The organism is Nonomuraea sp. NPDC049421, from assembly GCF_040677005.1.
Lineage (GTDB): Bacteria > Actinomycetota > Actinomycetes > Streptosporangiales > Streptosporangiaceae > Nonomuraea > Nonomuraea salmonea.
Genome location: NZ_JBFAQA010000021.1, coordinates 122,969 through 140,824 on the forward strand (window position 1 = coordinate 122,969; position 17,856 = coordinate 140,824).

General features: G+C 72.7%; 15 protein-coding genes. 3 read left to right on the plus strand and 12 right to left on the minus strand.

Annotated features, from left to right (window positions below):
- Window positions 1–74 precede the first annotated feature (74 nt).
- The 6 genes from AB0K18_RS31590 to AB0K18_RS31615 all read right to left on the minus strand — a co-directional run bounded on the left by AB0K18_RS31590 (window position 75) and on the right by AB0K18_RS31615 (window position 6,584).
- The gene (locus tag AB0K18_RS31590) at window positions 75–1,415 is read right to left on the minus strand and encodes a cation:proton antiporter (RefSeq protein ID WP_364921513.1); all 1,341 of its coding nucleotides are present in this window, start codon (window positions 1,413–1,415) and stop codon (window positions 75–77) included.
- Window positions 1,369–2,763 (minus strand): cytochrome P450, encoded by a 1,395-nt coding sequence (locus AB0K18_RS31595; RefSeq protein ID WP_364921516.1) that lies wholly within the window; start codon window positions 2,761–2,763, stop codon window positions 1,369–1,371. Before AB0K18_RS31595 ends, AB0K18_RS31590 begins: the two co-directional genes overlap by 47 nt.
- Complete coding sequence (locus tag AB0K18_RS31600; RefSeq protein ID WP_364921518.1) at window positions 2,757–3,971, minus strand: alpha-hydroxy acid oxidase; 1,215 nt, start codon at window positions 3,969–3,971, stop codon at window positions 2,757–2,759. Before AB0K18_RS31600 ends, AB0K18_RS31595 begins: the two co-directional genes overlap by 7 nt.
- Window positions 3,972–3,982: 11 nt before the next feature.
- Window positions 3,983–5,539, minus strand: a complete 1,557-nt coding sequence (locus AB0K18_RS31605; RefSeq protein ID WP_364921521.1) for an NAD(P)-binding domain-containing protein — start codon at window positions 5,537–5,539, stop codon at window positions 3,983–3,985.
- 71 nt (window positions 5,540–5,610) lie between these two features.
- The gene (locus tag AB0K18_RS31610) at window positions 5,611–5,763 is read right to left on the minus strand and encodes a hypothetical protein (RefSeq protein WP_364921524.1); all 153 of its coding nucleotides are present in this window, start codon (window positions 5,761–5,763) and stop codon (window positions 5,611–5,613) included.
- A 53-nt stretch (window positions 5,764–5,816) separates the two neighbouring features.
- Window positions 5,817–6,584: a DUF4352 domain-containing protein gene (locus tag AB0K18_RS31615; RefSeq protein ID WP_364921526.1), complete on the minus strand. Its 768-nt coding sequence runs from the start codon at window positions 6,582–6,584 to the stop codon at window positions 5,817–5,819.
- A 136-nt stretch (window positions 6,585–6,720) separates the two neighbouring features.
- Here AB0K18_RS31615 and AB0K18_RS31620 point away from each other — a divergent pair, with 136 nt between their 5' ends.
- Both AB0K18_RS31620 and AB0K18_RS31625 read left to right on the plus strand, forming a co-directional pair.
- Entirely contained in the window at window positions 6,721–7,467 is a 747-nt protein-coding gene (locus tag AB0K18_RS31620) for an SDR family oxidoreductase (RefSeq protein WP_364921529.1), read from the plus strand.
- A 97-nt stretch (window positions 7,468–7,564) separates the two neighbouring features.
- Window positions 7,565–8,425 (plus strand): hypothetical protein, encoded by an 861-nt coding sequence (locus AB0K18_RS31625; RefSeq protein WP_364921532.1) that lies wholly within the window; start codon window positions 7,565–7,567, stop codon window positions 8,423–8,425.
- 98 nt (window positions 8,426–8,523) lie between these two features.
- On the opposite strand, the gene AB0K18_RS31630 is transcribed toward AB0K18_RS31625, so the two are convergent.
- Genes AB0K18_RS31630 through AB0K18_RS31640 form a run of 3 tightly spaced genes read right to left on the minus strand, consistent with a single transcriptional unit; the run spans window position 8,524 to window position 13,757 of the window.
- Window positions 8,524–11,742, minus strand: coding sequence for an AAA family ATPase (locus AB0K18_RS31630; protein WP_364921535.1), 3,219 nt, complete (start codon window positions 11,740–11,742; stop codon window positions 8,524–8,526).
- On the minus strand, window positions 11,726–13,024 hold the full coding sequence (locus tag AB0K18_RS31635; protein ID WP_364921538.1) for an oxygenase MpaB family protein: 1,299 nt from the start codon (window positions 13,022–13,024) through the stop codon (window positions 11,726–11,728). Before AB0K18_RS31635 ends, AB0K18_RS31630 begins: the two co-directional genes overlap by 17 nt.
- A gap of 22 nt (window positions 13,025–13,046) precedes the next feature.
- Window positions 13,047–13,757, minus strand: a complete 711-nt coding sequence (locus tag AB0K18_RS31640; RefSeq protein ID WP_364921541.1) for a Crp/Fnr family transcriptional regulator — start codon at window positions 13,755–13,757, stop codon at window positions 13,047–13,049.
- Between the two features lie 179 nt (window positions 13,758–13,936).
- Between AB0K18_RS31640 and AB0K18_RS31645 the strand changes: the two genes are divergently transcribed.
- Entirely contained in the window at window positions 13,937–14,557 is a 621-nt protein-coding gene (locus AB0K18_RS31645) for a sigma-70 family RNA polymerase sigma factor (protein WP_364921544.1), read from the plus strand.
- 1 nt (window position 14,558) lies between these two features.
- On the opposite strand, the gene AB0K18_RS31650 is transcribed toward AB0K18_RS31645, so the two are convergent.
- From AB0K18_RS31650 to AB0K18_RS31660, 3 genes are all read right to left on the minus strand, one after another.
- Window positions 14,559–15,848 carry a hypothetical protein gene (locus tag AB0K18_RS31650; protein ID WP_364921547.1) on the minus strand — a complete coding sequence of 430 codons (1,290 nt, stop codon included), beginning with the start codon at window positions 15,846–15,848 and terminating at the stop codon, window positions 14,559–14,561.
- Window positions 15,849–16,094: 246 nt separating this feature from the next.
- Complete coding sequence (locus AB0K18_RS31655) at window positions 16,095–16,514, minus strand: hypothetical protein (RefSeq protein WP_364921550.1); 420 nt, start codon at window positions 16,512–16,514, stop codon at window positions 16,095–16,097.
- A gap of 125 nt (window positions 16,515–16,639) precedes the next feature.
- Window positions 16,640–17,806, minus strand: a complete 1,167-nt coding sequence (locus tag AB0K18_RS31660) for an alpha-hydroxy acid oxidase (protein WP_364921552.1) — start codon at window positions 17,804–17,806, stop codon at window positions 16,640–16,642.
- Between the last annotated feature and the right edge of the window lie 50 nt (window positions 17,807–17,856).

Here is a 17,856-nt window from a genome sequence, read left to right on the forward strand (position 1 = left end):
TGTGGCGGAAAAACCAGATCCACCCGTCTCATTGGCCTTCCAGAAGAAGTGTCCACACCCGCCCACCTGGGCGATCACGGGGAGCTGGATGGAACTTCCACGGGCCGCTCGGCCGGCGCCTCGGCCTTCGTGGTCGGCTCCAGCCGCTCGGGCAGGGCGAGCTTGTACAGCGGCAGCGCGGCCGCGGTGGTCAGCACGGCCACGAGCACCAGCATCGAGAACAGCTCCGTGGTGATCATCTGCTGGGCGAGCCCGATGTTGATGAAGATGAGGATCATCAGACCGCGGGCGTTCATCAGCCCGCCCACCGCGTACGACTCCCGCCACGAGAACCCGAGCCCGCGCATCGCCAGCGAGCACCCGAAGTACTTCCCGGCGAACCCGGCCGCCAGGATCAGCAGGAACGCCAGCACCATGGCGCCGCCGGTGATGCCGCCGAGCTGGGTGTTCAGCCCGGAGAAGGTGAAGAAGACCGGCAGCAGCAGGGTCGAGACGACCTCCATCATGCGGCCGTGCAGGACCTGGCGGAACTCGGGGTTCCTGGGCATGGCGAGGCCCGCGAAGAAGCCGCCGAAGACGGAGTAGACGCCGATCCAGTCCGTCATCCAGCCGGCCGCCAGGGGGACGAGGATCACCACGTACATGCCGGTCGGGCCGAGCCGCCCGGTGCGCGCGACGCTGTCGCCCATCGGCCGCAGCAGCGGGGCCACGACCTTGAGCATGACGATGGCGAACAGCGCGGTCAGCACGACCGTCGGCAGCGCCCCCGCGGGGCCGTCGCCGAGGTGCATGGCCGTCAGCACGGCGAGCAGGCACCAGGCCAGCGCGTCGTCGATGGAGGCGCCCAGCAGGGACAGGCGGCCGAGCGGGGAGTTCTCCAGGCCGCGCTCGTACAGGATCCTGGCCAGCATGGGGAAGGCGGTCAGTGACAGCGCGCCCCCGACGAACAGGGCGAACTGCAGCGGCGGCACCTCCGGGCGGGACAGCAGGTCGTACAGCACGAGGCCGGCGCCCGCGCCGAGCAGCAGCGACGGCAGGATGCCCGACGCGGCCAGCACCGACGCCTTGCGCGCCTCGCCCGGCGTGCCGGCGGTGTGGTCGAGTCCGGCGCCGACCAGGAACATGTAGAGGGTCAGGCCGATGGTGCTCAGCACGTACAGGACCGGCCGGACCTCCGGCGGGAACAGGGTGGCCTGCGCCCCGGGGAACAACCAGCCGAACAACGTGGGCCCGAGCAGCACGCCGGCGACCATCTCGCCGAGCACGCGCGGCTGCATCACGAGCTGGGCCAGCCTGCCGCAGATCGCCGCCGTGATCAGGATGACGACGAGGGCGGGCAGGACCTTGAGCACCAGGGAGAGGTTCGGGTCAGAGGGAGCGACGTGCGCCAGGTTCATGACCAGGGTGGGCGGCATACCGGTCCTCCGCATCGGAAGCGTCAGGGGGGTTGGAGGCGGCCTCGGCGAAGTGGCGCTCGCACAGCCTCTTACGGTGCGCGTCCCACACCATGTACGTGCCGAGGACGAGCTGGACGAGGCTGCGCCAGACGTCCTCCCAGCGGTCGCGCACCCGCAGGTACGTCAGCGCGAGCCGGGGCCGGTACGGGGCCCCGCGCGGGGTGAGCAGGCAGGGCCCGCGGCTGGGCAGGGATCTGGTGTGGGTGACGGAGGAGTCGAGGACGTAGCGGCCGAGCACCTCCCGCGCCACCGCGCGCATCGCGATCGGCGCCAGCCGCCAGGCCGGGCACGGCCGGTTGGCCGCGACGCCGAACGGGACGTGGTTCAGCTCCTTCGCGGGCCGATCGAAACGGCCGGGGTCGAAGCGGCCGGGGTCGGCGAACCCCGCCCGGTGGAACTCGGGATAGTTGAAGCACAGCACGGAACCGGCCGGGATCGTGGTGTGCTCGTCCAGCGCGATGTCGCCGCTGGTGATCCGGTGGGCGATGCCGAACAGCGGGTAGAGCCGCAGCGTCTCGTTGATCACCCGGTCGAAGTGGCGGTCATCGGACGTGCGCGCGCGTTCCTGCTCCTCGGGGTGCTGGGCGAGGACGAGCAGCAGATGCGCCATGGCCTCACTGAGCTGCACCACGGCGGTGTTGAAGAACGCGCCCTGCAGGTAGTACGCCTGCTCAAGCGGGGTCAGGCCGCCGGGCAGCGGCACCCGTACCTTGTCCAGGCGGGGCAGCAGGTAGCGGGTCAGGCGCTCACGGCGGCCCATGTGCCGCAGGCCCGTGCACTTGAGCGAGGTGACCACGTCGTCGGCGTTGGCCGCGATCAGGTCGCGGGCCTCGCGCGGGCAGCGCTCGGCGAAGACCAGCTCGTACGCGAACTCCGCCCACACCGGCATCATCAGGTCCCGCAGCCTGACCAGCCCGCGCACGCCCTCCAGGCCGCGCGCGGCGCACCGGCGGGCCAGTTCCTCCACCTCGCCCTTCGGCACCGCGAGCAGGGCGCGGGTGGTGCGGGCCACGGCGTCGTACCGCTCGCCCTGCTCCAGGTGCTCCTGGTGCATCTCGGGGCCGGGGGCCAGCCAGTACCAGAACAGGTCCGACAGCGCCGCACCCTTGCTGCGGCCGTTCGCGGCGGGGTGGGCGTACAGCTCGCGGAAACGCTCGACGCCTGCCAGCTCGCCTGGCACGGGCACGCCCTCGTCGCCGTTGATCCGGGCGAACACCCGCTCGCGCAGCGCCACCACCCGGCGCGGCAGCCACCACGGCAGGCTCACCAGCACGGCCGGCACCAGCAGCACGACGGCGATCAGCATGGCCGCACCACGTCCCGAACCATGTCCCGAACCATGTCCCGAACCATGTCCCGGCTCAGGCCGGCCAAGCCGGCGCAGCCGCACAGCGTCATGGCCTCCTCGAACTGCGCCCGGAGCAGGCCGAGCACGCCGGCCACGCCCGCCTCGCCGCCGGCGGCGAGGCCCCACAGCACCGGACGGCCGACCCCGACCGCGGCGGCGCCCAGCGCCAGCGCCTTGACCACGTCGGTGCCGCGCCGCACCCCGCCGTCCATCAGCACCGGCACCGCGCCCGCGACCTCGGCCACGACGTCCGGCAGCAGGCCGATCGCGGCGGGCATGCCGTCGAGCTGCCGGCCGCCGTGGTTCGACACCAGGATCGCCGCGGCGCCGTGGTCGATCGCGAGCCTGGCGTCGGCCGGGTGCGTGACGCCCTTGACCACGAGGGGCAGGTCCGTCATACGGCGCAGCACGGCGAGGTGCTCCCACGACAGCTCCGGCCACATCGCGATCGGCCGCACGGGGCCGCCCGGGTGGTCGCGCAGGTTCTCGCAGTGCAGGTGCGCGGGCAGGTCGTGGAAGCCGTTGCGGACGTCGCGCTCGCGTACGCCCATGACCGGCGAGTCGGCCGTGACCACCAGCGCCGTGCAGCCCGCCGACTCCGCACGGCGCACGACGCGCTCGGTGAAGGCCAGGTCGGGCTGGACGTAGAGCTGGAACCACAGCTCGGCGCCCGGCGCGGCCGCCGCCACCTCCTCGACGGCGACCGTGGCGGCCATGCTGACGATCATGATGATCCCGGCCGCCGCCGCGGCCCGCGCGGTCGCCCGCTCGCCCTGCGGATCCGCCAGGCGGTGGAACGCGGTCGGCGCCACCAGCACCGGCATGGACGCGCGGCTGTTCAGCAGGGTCACGCCGGTCTCCGGCCTGCCCGCGCCGCGCAGCACCCTCGGCACCAGAGCGAGCCGGTCGAAGGCGGCCTCGTTGGCGCGCAGCGTGATCTCCTCGCCCGCGCCGCCCGCGAAGTAGTCGTAGTGCGCGGGGGCGAGGCGCTCGCGGGCGGCGTCCTCGAAGTCCCGCAGCCGCCAGCCGCTCATCGGGCCGCGCGGGGCGTTGGTCCTGACGTCGCGGACCGGGCCGTGCGTCGGGCCGTAGCGGGGGTCGCTCAGCGGGACGGGCGGCGGGACGGGCGGTGAGGTGCGGGCCGGGTCGTGGACGGGGCTGCTCATCGTCGGGCGCATCACGCGGGGACCGCGGCCGTGCGCCGGGCGAAGAACGCCCGCAGCGGCTCCACGTGCACCTCGGGGGAGTCCCACTCGTTCTCCAGGTTCTCCGTCACGTGGTGCACGGCGACCGGCTGCCCGGGGAGATGGTGGCGGACGACCGGATGCAGGTAGTGGCCCTCGTGCGCGCGGGCCGCGTCGCCCTGGCCCGGCCGGGCGACCTCGATGTCGAAGGGGTCCACCTTGTCGTGGCCGGGGCCGTACTCCAGGGTGATCGAGAAGTGGCCGTGCTCGCCGATCGGGTGTTCGCGCAGGTCGTACGGCACCTCCTCGTAGTAGCGGGCGGTGCCGCCGTCGAGCGTGATCACGTCGGCCAGCAGCCCGAACTGCTGCCACAGGGCCGACGTGCGGTTGATCCTGGAAACCACCGCCGCCGCCAGCGCCGCCGGGTCGGCGGGCAGCTCCGTGGCCGGCCACGCCACCCCGTGGTCCCGCCACTCCAGCACGCGGTGCAGGGCCCGCACGCCGTAGCGGAAGCCGTGGATGAAGCCGCTCGTGCCCTGCTTGAAGTCGCGCGACTGGGTGATGGTGCCGGCGAAGTACAGGCCGGGGACGTCCACCGACTCGTACGCGGGCGTCAGCGCCGGGTACCTGCCGTCGCACGCGAGCGCCGGCCGGCACTCGGGCGCGAAGATCGAGTCGTCGAAGCGGAACCCGGTGCAGACGATGACCCGGTCGTACGGGATGTCCTTGGTGATCTCGTCCACCCGGACGAAGGCCACGCTCACCAGGTACGTGCCGTCCGGCTGCCGCTCGATGTTCCTGACGTGCCCGTCGAGCACCGCGTTCTGGGACTTGAGCTGGTAGGTGTCCAGCATGCTGTTGTTGATCGCGCGCAGGTGGCCCACGTAGTGGGTGCGCCAGGCCAGCCGCAGCGAGCGCGGCCCGGCGACGTGGATGACGGCGGCGGTCTCGACCAGGTTGTCGGCCGTCTCGAACGCGGAGTTGCCCTTGCCGATGATGAGCACCCGCTGGTTGGTGTAGTCGGCGGGGTCGATGGACGCGTCGGCGTACAGGTCGGCCGTCTCGATGCCCGGGATGGGCGGGATGTTCGGCTTGCTCACCCCGGTCGCCACGACGACCCGCCGCGCCTCGAACGTCCGGCCGTCCTCGGCCGTCACCACGAAGGGACCTGGCCGCTCCACCCTGGCCACCTGGGCGCCGTACTCGATCCGCAACCCGCAGGCCCGCGCGAAGTCGCCGAGATAGCGGACCATGTCATCGGCATGCGGGAAATACCGGTCGCTGTAGCGGGTGAACAGCAGCTCCGGGTCGTCCGACAGCAGGGAGTTCCAATCCATCCGCAGGTTGAGCTCGGGGTCGTCCCAGCCGGTGTGCTTCTTGTTGATCGAGATGAGCGTGCGGTGGCGCGGGAACGTGCGGAAGAACGGGCCCGGCGCCGCGCCCGCCTCGAGGATCACGTAGCTGCGGCCGGACTTGTGGAGGAAGTGACCGAGTTGCAGGCCCGCGGGCCCGGCGCCGATCACCACATAGTCGAGGGGGTTGTCCGCCATGTACGCCTCCGTCACGACAAAGTGCTTGACAGGACGATCGACATTTTTGGCAAGCAATTCTCAGAGAATGCTCAGAGCGCGCGGCCGCCGTGCCGGGCCGGGCTCGCTTGTCCGGTGCCGGTCCGCTCGTCGGGGGCACCGGCCACGTACGCCTCGTCCACGTCGAGGTGGCCGGCCGGGACCCGCTCGATCGGGCCGGCGTACATGACGATCGCATTGACCATGATCACTAAGGTCGGTGTCACCACCGCTGGCGAACGTCAGCGCCGCCGGCGTGCTAGGCCAGCGTCCACTCGGCTTTCTGCGAGCCGAGGCCGGCGTTGATCGCGTACTGGAGCTTGGCGGCCCGTGCCGCCTGCGGCACCTCGAACACCACCACGCCCATGCGCGAGTCGCCGCCGCTGATCGACACCGTCGCGCCGAAGTCCTGCCCCTCGCTGATCTGCTTGACGCTGGGGCGGTATTGGCGGTTCTCGTGGTCGATGAGCCAGGCGCTCAGCAGCGGGGAGTCGGTGAACTGGATCTGGCCGGTGTTGGTGAAGGTCATCTCCACGGCGACGAGCTTGCTGCCCGCCGCCGGCTTCACGAACTCGGTGGCGGGCGTGGCCGTGTCGATGACGCGGCTGACGGTCGCGGTGAGCCGCAGGGCGGGGTCGATGGACTGGAGCATGATCGACCCGCCGAGCCCCGCCGGCCCGGTCTGTTGCTGAAGGACGGGGTCGGCCTGCGTCTGGGCGGTGTCAGTTTGGGCGGCGTCAGTTTGGGCGGGGTCGGTCTGGGCGGGGTCGGTCTGGGCCGGGGTGGTCTCCTGGGCGTCGGCCAGCGGCTCCCTGGACGGCATCACCATGGTCGCGGAGCTTGGTGAAGGCCCGCCGCCGGTGTCGGTCAGCACCAGCGCGAGGGCCGCGCCGCCGCCGAACAGCAGCATCGGCAGGCCGACCACGAACAGCACGATCAGCGGCAGGTTGTCGTTGCGCGTGGCGGGCGGCGGCCCGTAAGCCGGCCCATAGGCCGGCCGGTGGTGCGTCGGGGGCGGGTATCCCACGAGTGACTCCTGATAGGGGACGGGAGTGTTGGGACGTTCCACCCGGCCATCCGGTTGTCCTTGATCGGTTTCCGGGGGCGCTGTCCATCCTAGGCCGCCGGAAGGCGCTTGCCGAGCATCCCCTATCGTGCGGGGGATGAGTGGACGTGGAGTACTTGTCACCGGGGCGTCGAGGGGCATCGGCCGGGCCGTCGCGGCGGCCTTCGCCGAGCGGGGAGACCGGGTCGCCATCCACCACCGCGACTCGGCCGGCGACGCCGCGAGCCTGCTCGGCGCGCTGCCGGGCGAAGGGCACGCGGTGGTCCAGGCGGACCTGGCCGACCCCGAGGCGGTCAGGTCGATGGTGGACGCGGCGGCCGATGCTCTGGGCGGCCGGATCGACGTGCTGGTCAGCAACGCGGGCGTGTTCCTGCACCACCCGATCACGGAGCTGACGTACGAGGAGTGGCAGGACGCCTGGCAGCGCACCTTGGGCGTCAACCTGATGGGCGCGGCCAACGCCGCCTGGTGCGCGCTGCGGCACATGAACGAGGGCGGCAGGATCGTCAACGTCTCCTCGCGCGGCGCCTTCAGGGGCGAGCCCGACAGCCCGGCGTACGGCGCGAGCAAGGCCGGGCTGAACGCGCTCGGCCAGTCGCTGGCCATCGCCCTCGCGCCGCGCGGCATCGCGGTGGCCACGGTCGCGCCCGGGTTCGTCGAGACCGACATGACCAACGAGCACCTCAAGGCACCGCGTGGCGACGCGATCAGGGCGCAGAGCCCGTTCGGGCGGGTGGCGCGGCCCGAGGAGATCGCCGCGGCCATCGTCTACCTGGCCTCCCCCGAGGCCGAATGGGCCAGCGGGGCCGTCCTGGACCTCAACGGGGCCTCTTACCTGCGCTGATGCCCGTCTGTCGGGGATCTCGTGATCTGTCGGCGTTCCGGGGCTATTGTGAATTCTCAGGACGCCTCGGGACTCGTTCGTTCGTGAGGGGGTCGGTGTGGCCGGTCGCCGCGGGTACGCGTGGTCATCGCTGGCGATCTGCGTCGCGATCGTGCTCGCCGCCCTCCTCCTGCACGGCGTGTTCGGCGACATCGGGCTGCTCTACACGGTGCTGCTCATCCCGATCGGGCTGGCCGTCTTCATCGTGGCGCACGACGTCCTGCACCGCAGGAACGTGGCCGCCGACGAGCGCCGGCAGCTCGCCAGGGAGCGCGATCACGTCCGCCGTACCGTGGACTTCATCGCCGACCCCGACCTGACCGAGCAGGAGCGGCTGGCCGTCGTCGACGCGTTCGTCCCGCGCTCACGCCGCGAGCCCGCGGACTCGCTCCACGATCGGTACGTGCTCGTGCCCGAGCTGGCCGCGCCCGCCCGCGCCCTGCTCGAACGCGCCAGGCGGGCCGTCATGTCCGTCTACACCTCGCAGGCCATGCGGCTGCGGCTGCTCGACGGGCTGGCCAACGAGGTGCTGCTGCCCCGGCAGATCTGGGAGATCGCGGTGCTGCTGCGTACCCAGACCCGGCTGTGGCAGGAGCAGGAGCGGGCCATGAGCGGCGTCGTCACGCCCGAGCTGCGGGCCGTGCTGGCGCCGCAGCAGGAGGCGCTGCACCGCTCGGCGGCGGCCGTGGAGGCCCGGGTGACCCGGCTGGAACGCTACGCCCACCGGGTCGCCGAGGCCGACGCCGCCCTGCGCGCCCGCGACGCGCTGGCCCGTAACGACGCGTACCGGGCGCTGCTCGCCCACACCGACGACACCGACGGCCTCGCCGCCCTGGAAGCCCAGGGCGAGGCGCTGGAGGAGACCCTCGCGAGGACCGTCCGCCAGGCCGTCGAAGCCGGCCACACCCTCACCACCTGACCACCGGCCTGTGTCGCTGTCCCTTCGGGAGGAGGTGGGGTGTTCCCCACCGGGGTCTGGGCGGGTGTCCCTAAGGGACGGCAACACAGGTCGGTGGGTCAGGTGGTGGCGCGGCGGTCCAGCAGCAGGGCGCCGCGGCCGGAGAGCAGGGTGCGGCACCAGTTGCGCAGGTCCGAGGGTTTCGGGCCGTCCAGGTCGCTCTCGTCCAGCAGGTCGGCCCAGTCGAGGAGCGACTCGGCGAGCATCAGGGGGACGCCGCGGCGCTCGTGGACCTCGGCGGCCGCCTCGAAGTGGCCGGCGGCGCGCCGCTCGTCGCCCATCGCCACGCACAGGTGGGCGAGGTAGTGGTGGCCGCAGTGGTGGGCGACCGTGCCGTGGCCGAACGTCTCGCCGTCGCCGGAGAGCGCGTCGTACAGGCGCCCGGCCAGCTCGGCACGGCCCAGCCGGGCGGCGGCCACGGCCAGGTTGTCCAGCGCGGGCCGGTGCGCCATGTTGCGCGGCGGGGTCTCGCCGCCGTCGGCGAGTATGCGGTCGAGCAGCGGCCCCGCCTCCTCGTCGGCCAGCTCGCACAGGTAACGCAGCACCGCGTGCACCGGATCGACCCGGGGCGCCTGCCCGGCACGGCGCAGCCGGTCGCGCAGCTCCCACAGCCGCCCCTGCAGCCGCCGGATCTCCGCGATCTGCTCGGAGAAGATGGCCACCGCCTCCAGCCGCCGGCCGATCTCGGAGCCGAGCCGCAGCGCCGCCTCCGCCTCCGCCTCGGCCTGCGCGAGGTCGCCCTGCATGAGGGTGAGCCCGGCCTTGGAGTAGCCGATCAGCCAGTTGAGGTGCGGCTGCCCGAGCCGGTGCGCCAGCTCGTCGGCCCGGTCGAGCAGGTCGGCCGCCTTGGTGGCGTCGCCGCTGTCCAGCACGGGGGGCGTGCGCTGCACGTACGCGTGGAACAGCGCCAGGTCGTCACCCGTGCGGCGGGCCGCCTCCAGCATCTCGTCACCGTCGCGGTGCCGCTGGTGCAGCGGGTCGGCGGGGATGATGGTCAGGCTGCGCATGCCCAGCACGCCGGCCAGCGTGCGCGGGTCGCCCGACTTGCGGGCCAGGGCCACCGCCTCGTCACTGAGCGCGAAGCGCCGCTCGCCGTCGGGCGCCCAGATCAGCTCGGAGGCGAGCTGCGCGGCCAGCAGCGCGCGGGTGCTGACGTCGGTGGAGTCGACCACCTTGCGCGCCTCGGTGAGCAGCGCGATGCGCTCGCGGTCGGGGGCCGCCGAGATGGCGGAGCCCCGGTCGCCGCCGAGCGCGGCGGTGACGATCAGGTCGTGGCGCTCGCACTCCCTGGCCAGGTCGGCCGCGTCGAGCAGGGTGCGGCGGGCGTCGGGGTGCCCGGCCAGCCACATCGCCCTGCCGCACTCGACCAGCAGCTCGGCGCGGCGTTCGCGGGTCGCGCCCGGGGAGTCGGGGAGCAGGGAGAGCGCCCGCTGGTACCAGGTGACCGCCTCGCGGTGGGCGAGCCCGGCCAGCGCGTGCTGGGCGGCGTGCACGGCCGCGTCGGCCGCGGCGCTCACCCGTGCCGGGTCGCGGCCCTGCTCGGCGGCGGCCAGCAGGTGGGCGGCCACCACGTACGGCCTGGTCCGCATCGCGTGGGGGTCGGTGGCGAGCAGCGCGTCGGCGACCCGCCCGTGCAGCAGCGCGGCGCGCGGCGCCGAGAGCGTGGTGCAGAGGGCGGTCCTGGTCAGCTCGTGGGAGAACTGGCAGGACCCGCCGTCCAGCATCGTCACCAGCCCCGTGCCCATGGCCTCCTCGACGGCGGCCACGAAGCGCGGTTCGTCGAGGTCGAGGCCGCCGCGCAGCTCGGCCGAGTCCATCCGCTCGCCCACGGCCAGCAGGCTCACCAGGTCGCGGGCGTCGGGGTGGAGCTGCGCGACGCGGGCCGTCACCATGCGGGTGACGGAGTCGGGCACGGCCAGCGCGTCGAGGTCCTTGCCCGCGCCCAGCTCCCTGATGACCTCACTGATGAGGAACGCGTTGCCGCCGGTGATGCGGTGCAGCCGCTCGGCGTCGGCGCGGGCGCGCGACTGCGCGAGCGCGTCGCTCACCTCGTCGGGCCCGAACGCCGGCACCGGGATCACCCGGGCGTCGGCGGTGAGCTTGTGCAGCTCGGGCAGCGTCTGCGAGGGCGCGGACTCGACCGGCACCGGCCGCGCCATGGCGAGGACGAGCAGCGGCAGCGCGTCGGAGTCCCACATCAGGGCGCTCAGCATCTGCAGCGACTCCAGCGTCGCCCACTGCAGGTCGTCGATGATCAGCAGCACCGGGCGTACGGTGGCCAGGCGCTCGATCAGCGTGCGGGCCGCGGCCATCAGCTGGTAGCGCTCGGAGACCGGCTCGGTGGCCGGCGGCACCTCCAGCGACAGCGGCGGCGCGGCCAGCGAGGGCGCCAGCCGGACGAGCTGCCCGCACTGCTGGTCGATGCCGGCCCGCAGCAGCAGCGCGGGCGAGGTGCGGGCCAGCCGCTCGACGGCGCCCGCGATCGGCTCGTACGCCTTGCGCGCCGGATCAGTGCACCGCCCCGCCAGCACCGTGAACTGCCGCTTGAGCGCCCGCCTGGCCGCCTCGGAGGCGAGCCGGGTCTTGCCCACGCCCGGCTCGCCCTCCAGGATCACCAGCTTGCCGCCGAACTCGGCCGCCGCCAGCTCGCCGTCCAGCGCCCGCAGCTGCTCCTCGCGGCCCACGAACGGCAGCGCGCCCCCGTCGTCCAGCCACGGCGCGAGCCCGCCGCCGAGGTGGTGGTCGGCGCTCTGCCAGTGCAGCTCGTACGTGTGCAGCGGCTCGCGCAGCCCCTTGCCGGGCAGCCGCCCGAGGTCCTTGAACTCGTGCCTGCTGCGCCCCTGGGCCAGCCGCCTGACCAGGTCGGTGCAGAGCACCTGACCGCCCTCCGCGATCGCCACCAGGCGGGCCGCCTCCACCGTGGGGAGCCCGCTCACGTCGTCGTGCCCCCAGCACACGTCGCCGGCGGCCAGCGCCGCCCTGATGGAGATCTTGTCCATGGCGCGCTCGTTCTCGTCGGCCACCGCCTGCTGGACCGCGATGATCGCGTCGAGCCCCGCCGTGGCCGAGTCGAACACCGCCATCAGCCCGTCGCCCAGGCTCTTGGTGAACGACGAGCCGCTCGCCGTCACGACCGAGCGCAGCAGCTCGTACAGGCGGCGGAAGACGACGTTGGCCCGCTCCTCGCCGAGCCTGATGCGCAGCGCGGTGGAGCTGACGACGTCGGTGAACAGGATGGTCGCCGTGGTGAGCGTGCCCGGCTCATGTGGGGCTGTCACTGTGCGGCCCTTTCCGCCCGCGGGCGGGCGCTCGTAGCCTCGTGCGTACGTTCCTGCGGATCGCGCGGGTCTGTACGGCCGCGCGCGACTGCCTGATGCGCCAGGCGCGGGCCAGCTCGTCGGGGATCCTGAACGCCGCCTGCCCGTCGGAGTGGCGGTCGATCAGGGCGACCACGATCTGCCGCCCGGCCTTGCGTACCAGCCAGCGAATCACACCGTCCACCGGCCCGGCCAGCCACGAGGAGCCGTGCGCGGCCCTCGCGGCGGCGAACAGGGCGGTGAACCACCAGGCGGGCGCGGGCACGCCGAGCAGCTCGGGCACCCGGCCGGCGCCGTGGGAGGCGTGCCGGAAGATCCAGTGGACCAGGCTGCGCGGCATCTTGCGCCAGCCCAGCGGCATGAACGCCTCCATCTCCTTCAGCATCACCGCCATCAGCAGGCGGCCCTCGTCGCTGGTCTCCAGCAGCCGGCCGAGGCGCGCGCTGACCGGCTCGACGTCGCCGAGGGTGAGCGGCCCCTCGCGGCAGACCTCGATGCCCATGAGGTGGCCGAAGACGCTCCACGTGTAGAGGTTGGCGGCGCGTTCCTCGTCGCTCAGCACCACGCCCATGGTCTCCATGGCCTCCCACGTCACCACGGAGAAGTCGAAGAGCGTGGCGAGCAGCAGCTCCTGGTTGACCGGCGCGCCCAGCCGCTCGGTGTCCCAGTGGTCGGCGTAGCGCTCGTCCACCAGGGCGCGGACGAACGAGTGCAGGATGCGCAGCCCGATCGCCGTCGTGTGGCCCGGCCGGCCGGGCTGGAGGCTGTCGGTGCTCTTCAGCCCCATCACGTCCACCAGCATCTGCCCGGTCTCCGCGACCCTGCGGGTCATCCCGTGTGTGGCGAGGTTGGAGACGCCGGCCAGCACCTTGGCGCTGGACACCTCCGCGTACGCCATCGGCAGGCAGGCGAAGAACAGCGCCGCCGACTGGTAGAGCCCGTGGTCGGCGAACACCGCCTGTCCCCTGGCCAGCAGCTCCCGGTCGTCACCCCACTCAGGCAGCTCCTTGGTGAAGTCGAGCGCGTCGAAGATCCGCGACGCCGGCGGCTCCCCCGATGGCTCCCTGGCCTCCCGCTTGGCCGCCCCCAGCTCCGCGACCACCGCCTTGACCAGCTCCAGCGCGCCCCGCCCCGGGGGCTGCTCCTGCAGGTATCCGGCGACCACCTTGTCGACGTCGGGATCGGCCTGCCGCCGTAGCTGCCGGAATCTCTCCTCCGGCCAGCGCCTCTCGCGATCGTTCATGTGCCCCGTACTCCAGATTCGGTCAGAGGCCGCCCCGTTTCCGCAGGGCGGCGACGTCCAGCAGCCTGATCGTGCGGCCTTTGACGGCGATGAGGTTGCGCGCCACCAGCGACTGCAACGCCCGGTTGACGGCCGGGCGGGAGGCGCCGATCAGCGCGGCGAGGTCGGACTGGGTCAGGCCGGGCAGGTCCACCACCCCGCCGGCCTGGCCGTGCTTGTCGGCCAGCTGCAGCAGCAGCTTGGCCAGCCGCCCGCCGAGGTCGAGGAAGGCCAGGTCGGCCGCCTGGTCGGTGAGCCTGCGCACCATGCGGCCGAGCAGCCGCAGGAACTCGTCGGCCAGCCCAGGGTGCTCGCGCATCAGCTCCAGCAGTCGCGCCCTGGGCAGCGCGAACACCCAGGCGGGCCGTGCGGTCACGATGGAGGCCGAGCGCGGTGAGTCGTCCAGCAGCGCCATCTCGCCGAAGGTGTCGCCGCGGCCCAGCATGTTGAGGACGATCTCGTCGCCGTGCTCGGTGGTGAACACCACCTTCACCAGACCGTCCAGCAGGACGTAGAGCGACTCTCCCGGATCGCCCTGATGGAAGATGATCTGCCCCGACCGGTAGCGCCGGGTCAGGCCCGCCCGCGCCGTGCTGCGGATGCCGCTCTCTCCGAGCACCTGGAACAACGGGATCTCCGCCAGCACCGCGGCGACCGGCTCGACGTCGTGGGGAAGGCCGCTGCGCCCGTTCATGCAAGAACTCTAGGCCGCATTCCGGCGGGGGACAGCTTCCGGCAAGCGATCTTTGAAATGTGACCAGCGACACACCCAGGCTGTCACGTCCGGAACAGTCTTTCCGGATCATCCGGCGCACGGTGGGTGAGCCGGCCGGAGTCGACCCCCCGAGTGTCCGGACCGGCAGGGAGAACGACATGCACGTGGACACCATGGAACGCCTCGACACCCGCCCTGACGCCCGCCCCGACCCGCGCCCCGACCCGCGCCCCGACACCGGAGCCTTGGTGGCCGCCGCCCAGGAGGGCGACGGGCTGGCCTGGGAGCGGCTGGTCGAGGAGTTCAGCCCCATGCTCAAGGCCCGCATCCGCAGGTTCAGGCTCAGCCACGAGGACGCCCAGGACGTCCTGCAGACCACCTGGCTGCTGGCCTGGCAGAACCTCAAGAGCGTCGAGGACGGCCAGCGCATGGCGGGCTGGCTCGCCACGATCGCCTTCCGCGAGTGCCTCAAGCTCACCCGCAGGACGAAGGAGATCTGCACCCCCGACCTCGACTCGCTGGGCAGCACCGACGACGTCGACAGGGAACTGGCCAGGATCTGGCTGGCCGGCACCCTCGAAGAGCTCGTCGAGGAGCTGCCCGCGGCCCAGCGGGTGCTGTTCAGAGCGCTCACGGAAACCTCCGAGCCCCACTACGTGGACGTGGCGCGCAGGCTGGGCAGGCCGGTCGGCAGCATCGGGCCCACCCGAGCCCGCTGTTTCGCGAAGCTACGCGGCCTGCTGCAGGCCCGCGAGATCACCCGCGACTTCCTCGACTGACCTAGTCACCGGGCTTGCCTGACTGAGCGGACGTGTCGGGCGGGTCAAGCGGGATCGCCTCCAGGAACGGCTCGAAGTCGAAGTGCGCCATCTCGTACGCGTCGGGGTCGGTTGCCGACGGGTACCGGTAGAGCTTGCGCGGCCGCAGCCCCGGCCGGTCGACGAACATCTGGCTGATCGCCTCGGGGACGAGCCCCTTGCGCATCTCCTCGGCCAGCCCGTCGGCGACCTCCTTGTCGAAGGGCACCCGGTAGAGGGCGTCCACCTTCTGGTAGACGCGGAAATAGCTGACGATGAAGCGCATCCGGTCGGGATAGGACACCCAGTCGCGCACCCCGGCCAGCGACGCCTCGCGGTCCTCGGTGATGAACTCCTCGGCCAGCTTGCGCACCTTCTCGTTCTGGATGGGCGCCCACGCCTCGTCGAGGTCCACGCCGGGCGGCGGGGTCAGTGGCCTGCCGACCTTGACGTCGCTCAGCGGAGTGGCCACGGCGAACAGGTGGCGGGTGTAGAGCGAGGACCACAGGCCCTCCAGCGTGCGCGTCAGCCAGGGCTGGTCGGCGTGCGCGGCGGCGTACAGGCGGAAGCGGGGGAACGGGCGGCGCGTCACCAGGGAGCGCAGCGAGCGCCACGACACCCGGGTCAGCCAGCGCACCGGCCGGTAGAGCACGAGTTCGAGCGCCGCCTGCGCGCGCGCCTGCTCGTACGCCGACAGCGCGATGTTCGCCCCCAGCATCAGCTCGGCCCGCTCGGCCGGGTCCCGCGTCGCCGCGGCCGCCACCATGAGCTGCGCGGCGTCCTTCAGGTAGCGCGGATCGGCCGGCGAGAGCAGGTCGGTGAGGAACTCCGGCGGCGTCGGCGTCACCCCGGACTCGGGGCTGACCTTGAGGAAGCGGTCGGGCGTGTCGTTCCACAGGTTGACCGCCAGGCTGGCGGTCTCCAGGAAGATGGCCCGGTTGGCCAGCGCCAGCCCCAGCTGGTAGCTCGGCCCGAGCAGGGTCAGCAGCGCGGCCCTGAACAGCCGGCGGAAGCGCTGCGGCACGCGCAGGCGGCGGCCGAAGTCCTCGATGAACGGCGAGCCGGGGCCGAGGTCGAGGCTCTCCCCGACGGCCTTGGAGGTCCAGGTGGCGTAGCAGTACCAGTTGTTCGCCTCCCGGCCCAGGTGGACCGCGAGGTCGGAGGCCACGCGGTGGTAGCTGTAGGCGATGACCATCGCTTCGAGTGCCGCGCTCCGGTCCTTGTACGCCGCGATGCGCAGCACGTCGTCGGCGGTCATCGGAGTGTCGGACATCAAGTCTCCCGTTGTGCCGGTCCCGTCGCCCCCGGGGCATGCTCATGGAGTAAAGAGCGCCCCCAAGAGCGTCAGATACAGTCGGCGGCCTGCTTTGCCCCGTGGCCGCCAGGGCTGGAGCGTAGGAGCGTCCGCTTGCGGGGGGCTTGCAATAACATCGCCATGCTTCTCAGCCTTGGTGCTGGTTCGTTCGTCGGCCCGTCCCCAGGACCGCCCCGGGCGGTCGCCGCCCGGGGCGGGTGCCGCTCACTCCTTGACGGCGATCTTGCTGATCACCACGAATCCGCCGAGCGCCCCCGCGGTGCCGGCGGCCGTGGTGGTGGTGAGGTTGACCACGAGGTCATAGGTGCCGGGGGACAGCTGCCCCCGCATCGGTATAGAGGCCGTATATCGCCCGGAGCCCGGGGTGAACGTCATCTCAACGGGCGGCGCGGGATGCCGCGACTCGCCGCCGCCGATCCGGTCGGCGATGATCTCCAACTGCCAGCGGCCCACCAGCCAGTCGACAAGCTCACCGGTGACCTCCCAGCTCACGTCCACGGTCCAGCCCTCGCCACAGTGGACGACGTGCGTGGGCTGCGCCCCGGGATCGACCACCTGGCCATGGAGAATGCCCGCCAACTGCTCGGCCGGCACTTTCATCACCTGGAATTCTCCGGTCGCCATTGCGATCTCCTCTCCGCGGGACGGGTCCCCGTGCGAAGGAGCAGAGCGACGACGGCGGCGGCGAAATACGAGCTTTTCGCCTCTGACATGGCGCCGTTTCTTCTCGCAGTCCCCGGGATCCGGGGTCAGCGGTCCCTGAGCCTGACCAGGTCGGGGCCCAGCCCCTCGACGCCGCCCGCGCCGAGCAGCTGCAGCGTCCGTACGAGCTCGGCCCGCAGCAGCGCGAGCACCCGGTCCACGCCCGCCTCGCCACCGGCCATCAGGCCATAGAGGTAGGCCCTGCCGACGAAGCAGGCGCGGGCGCCCAGCGCCACCGCGGCCGCCACGTCGGCCCCGCTGCGCACGCCGCCGTCGAGGAAGACCTCGGTGCGGTCGCCCGCCGCCGCCGCCACGGCGGGCAGCAGCTCCAGCGGGGTGGCCGACCGGTCGAGCTGGCGCCCGCCGTGGTTGGACACCACCACGCCGTCCACGCCCAGCGCGGCCAGCTCCTTGGCGTCGTCGGCCCGCTGCACGCCCTTGACCAGCAGCCGCCCCTGCCACGCCGACCTGATCCACTCCAGGTCGGCGAACGTCACAGAAGGGTCGAACATCAGGTTCGTCAGCCCCGCGAGGTCCTCGGGAGCGCCGTCCACGGTGGCGAACCTGAGCGGCTCACCGGTCAGGAAGTCGAACCACCACGCCGGGTGCCGCACCGCCTCCAGCACGCCGCGCCAGCGCAGCGTGGGCGGGACCGTCAGGCCGTGGCGCACGTCGCGCAGCCGCGCCCCCGCCACCGGCACGTCCACGGTCACCACCAGCACGTCCATGCCGGCCTCCGACGCCGTCGCCAGCGTCTCCAGGGTGCGGGCGCGGTCGCGGACCACGTACAGCTGGAACCAGTTCCAGCCGGCGGGCGCCGCCGCGGCCACGCCGGCCGCCGTCGTGGTGCCCATCGTGGACAGCGTGTACGGGACGCCCGCGCGCTGCGCCGCCCGCGCCACCGCCCGCTCACCGGACCGGTGCATCATGCGGGTGAACCCGGTCGGCCCGAGCACGACCGGCATCGAGACGCGCCGGCCCAGGATCTCCACCGAGGTGGGCGCGTCGGAGACGTCACGCAGCACCCGGGGCGCGAACTCCACCCGCTCGAACGCCGCCAATGACCTGGCCAGTGACAGCTCGGACTCGGCGGCGCCGTCGACGTAGTCGAACACCATGCGCGGAGCCCGCCGCGCGGCCAGCCGCCGCAGATCGGCCACGTCGGCCGCGGCCGCCACCCGGGCCGCGCGCGACCAGCGAGGGACTCGCGGCACGACGGCCCGCAGCTCCCGCCACCGGGGCAGGCGCCGAGCGTCTCCGCCTG

Bases quoted from the DNA above. Each gene is read 5' to 3' on its own strand.
- AB0K18_RS31590 (WP_364921513.1), bottom strand. From the start codon at position 1,415: ATGCCGCCCACCCTGGTCATGAACCTGGCGCACGTCGCTCCCTCTGAC.
- AB0K18_RS31595 (WP_364921516.1), bottom strand. From the start codon at position 2,763: ATGCTGATCGCCGTCGTGCTGCTGGTGCCGGCCGTGCTGGTGAGCCTG.
- AB0K18_RS31600 (WP_364921518.1), bottom strand. From the start codon at position 3,971: ATGAGCAGCCCCGTCCACGACCCGGCCCGCACCTCACCGCCCGTCCCG.
- AB0K18_RS31605 (WP_364921521.1), bottom strand. From the start codon at position 5,539: ATGGCGGACAACCCCCTCGACTATGTGGTGATCGGCGCCGGGCCCGCG.
- AB0K18_RS31610 (WP_364921524.1), bottom strand. From the start codon at position 5,763: ATGGTCAATGCGATCGTCATGTACGCCGGCCCGATCGAGCGGGTCCCG.
- AB0K18_RS31620 (WP_364921529.1), top strand. From the start codon at position 6,721: ATGAGTGGACGTGGAGTACTTGTCACCGGGGCGTCGAGGGGCATCGGC.
- AB0K18_RS31635 (WP_364921538.1), bottom strand. From the start codon at position 13,024: ATGAACGATCGCGAGAGGCGCTGGCCGGAGGAGAGATTCCGGCAGCTA.
- AB0K18_RS31640 (WP_364921541.1), bottom strand. From the start codon at position 13,757: ATGAACGGGCGCAGCGGCCTTCCCCACGACGTCGAGCCGGTCGCCGCG.
- AB0K18_RS31645 (WP_364921544.1), top strand. From the start codon at position 13,937: ATGCACGTGGACACCATGGAACGCCTCGACACCCGCCCTGACGCCCGC.
- AB0K18_RS31650 (WP_364921547.1), bottom strand. From the start codon at position 15,848: ATGTCCGACACTCCGATGACCGCCGACGACGTGCTGCGCATCGCGGCG.
- AB0K18_RS31655 (WP_364921550.1), bottom strand. From the start codon at position 16,514: ATGGCGACCGGAGAATTCCAGGTGATGAAAGTGCCGGCCGAGCAGTTG.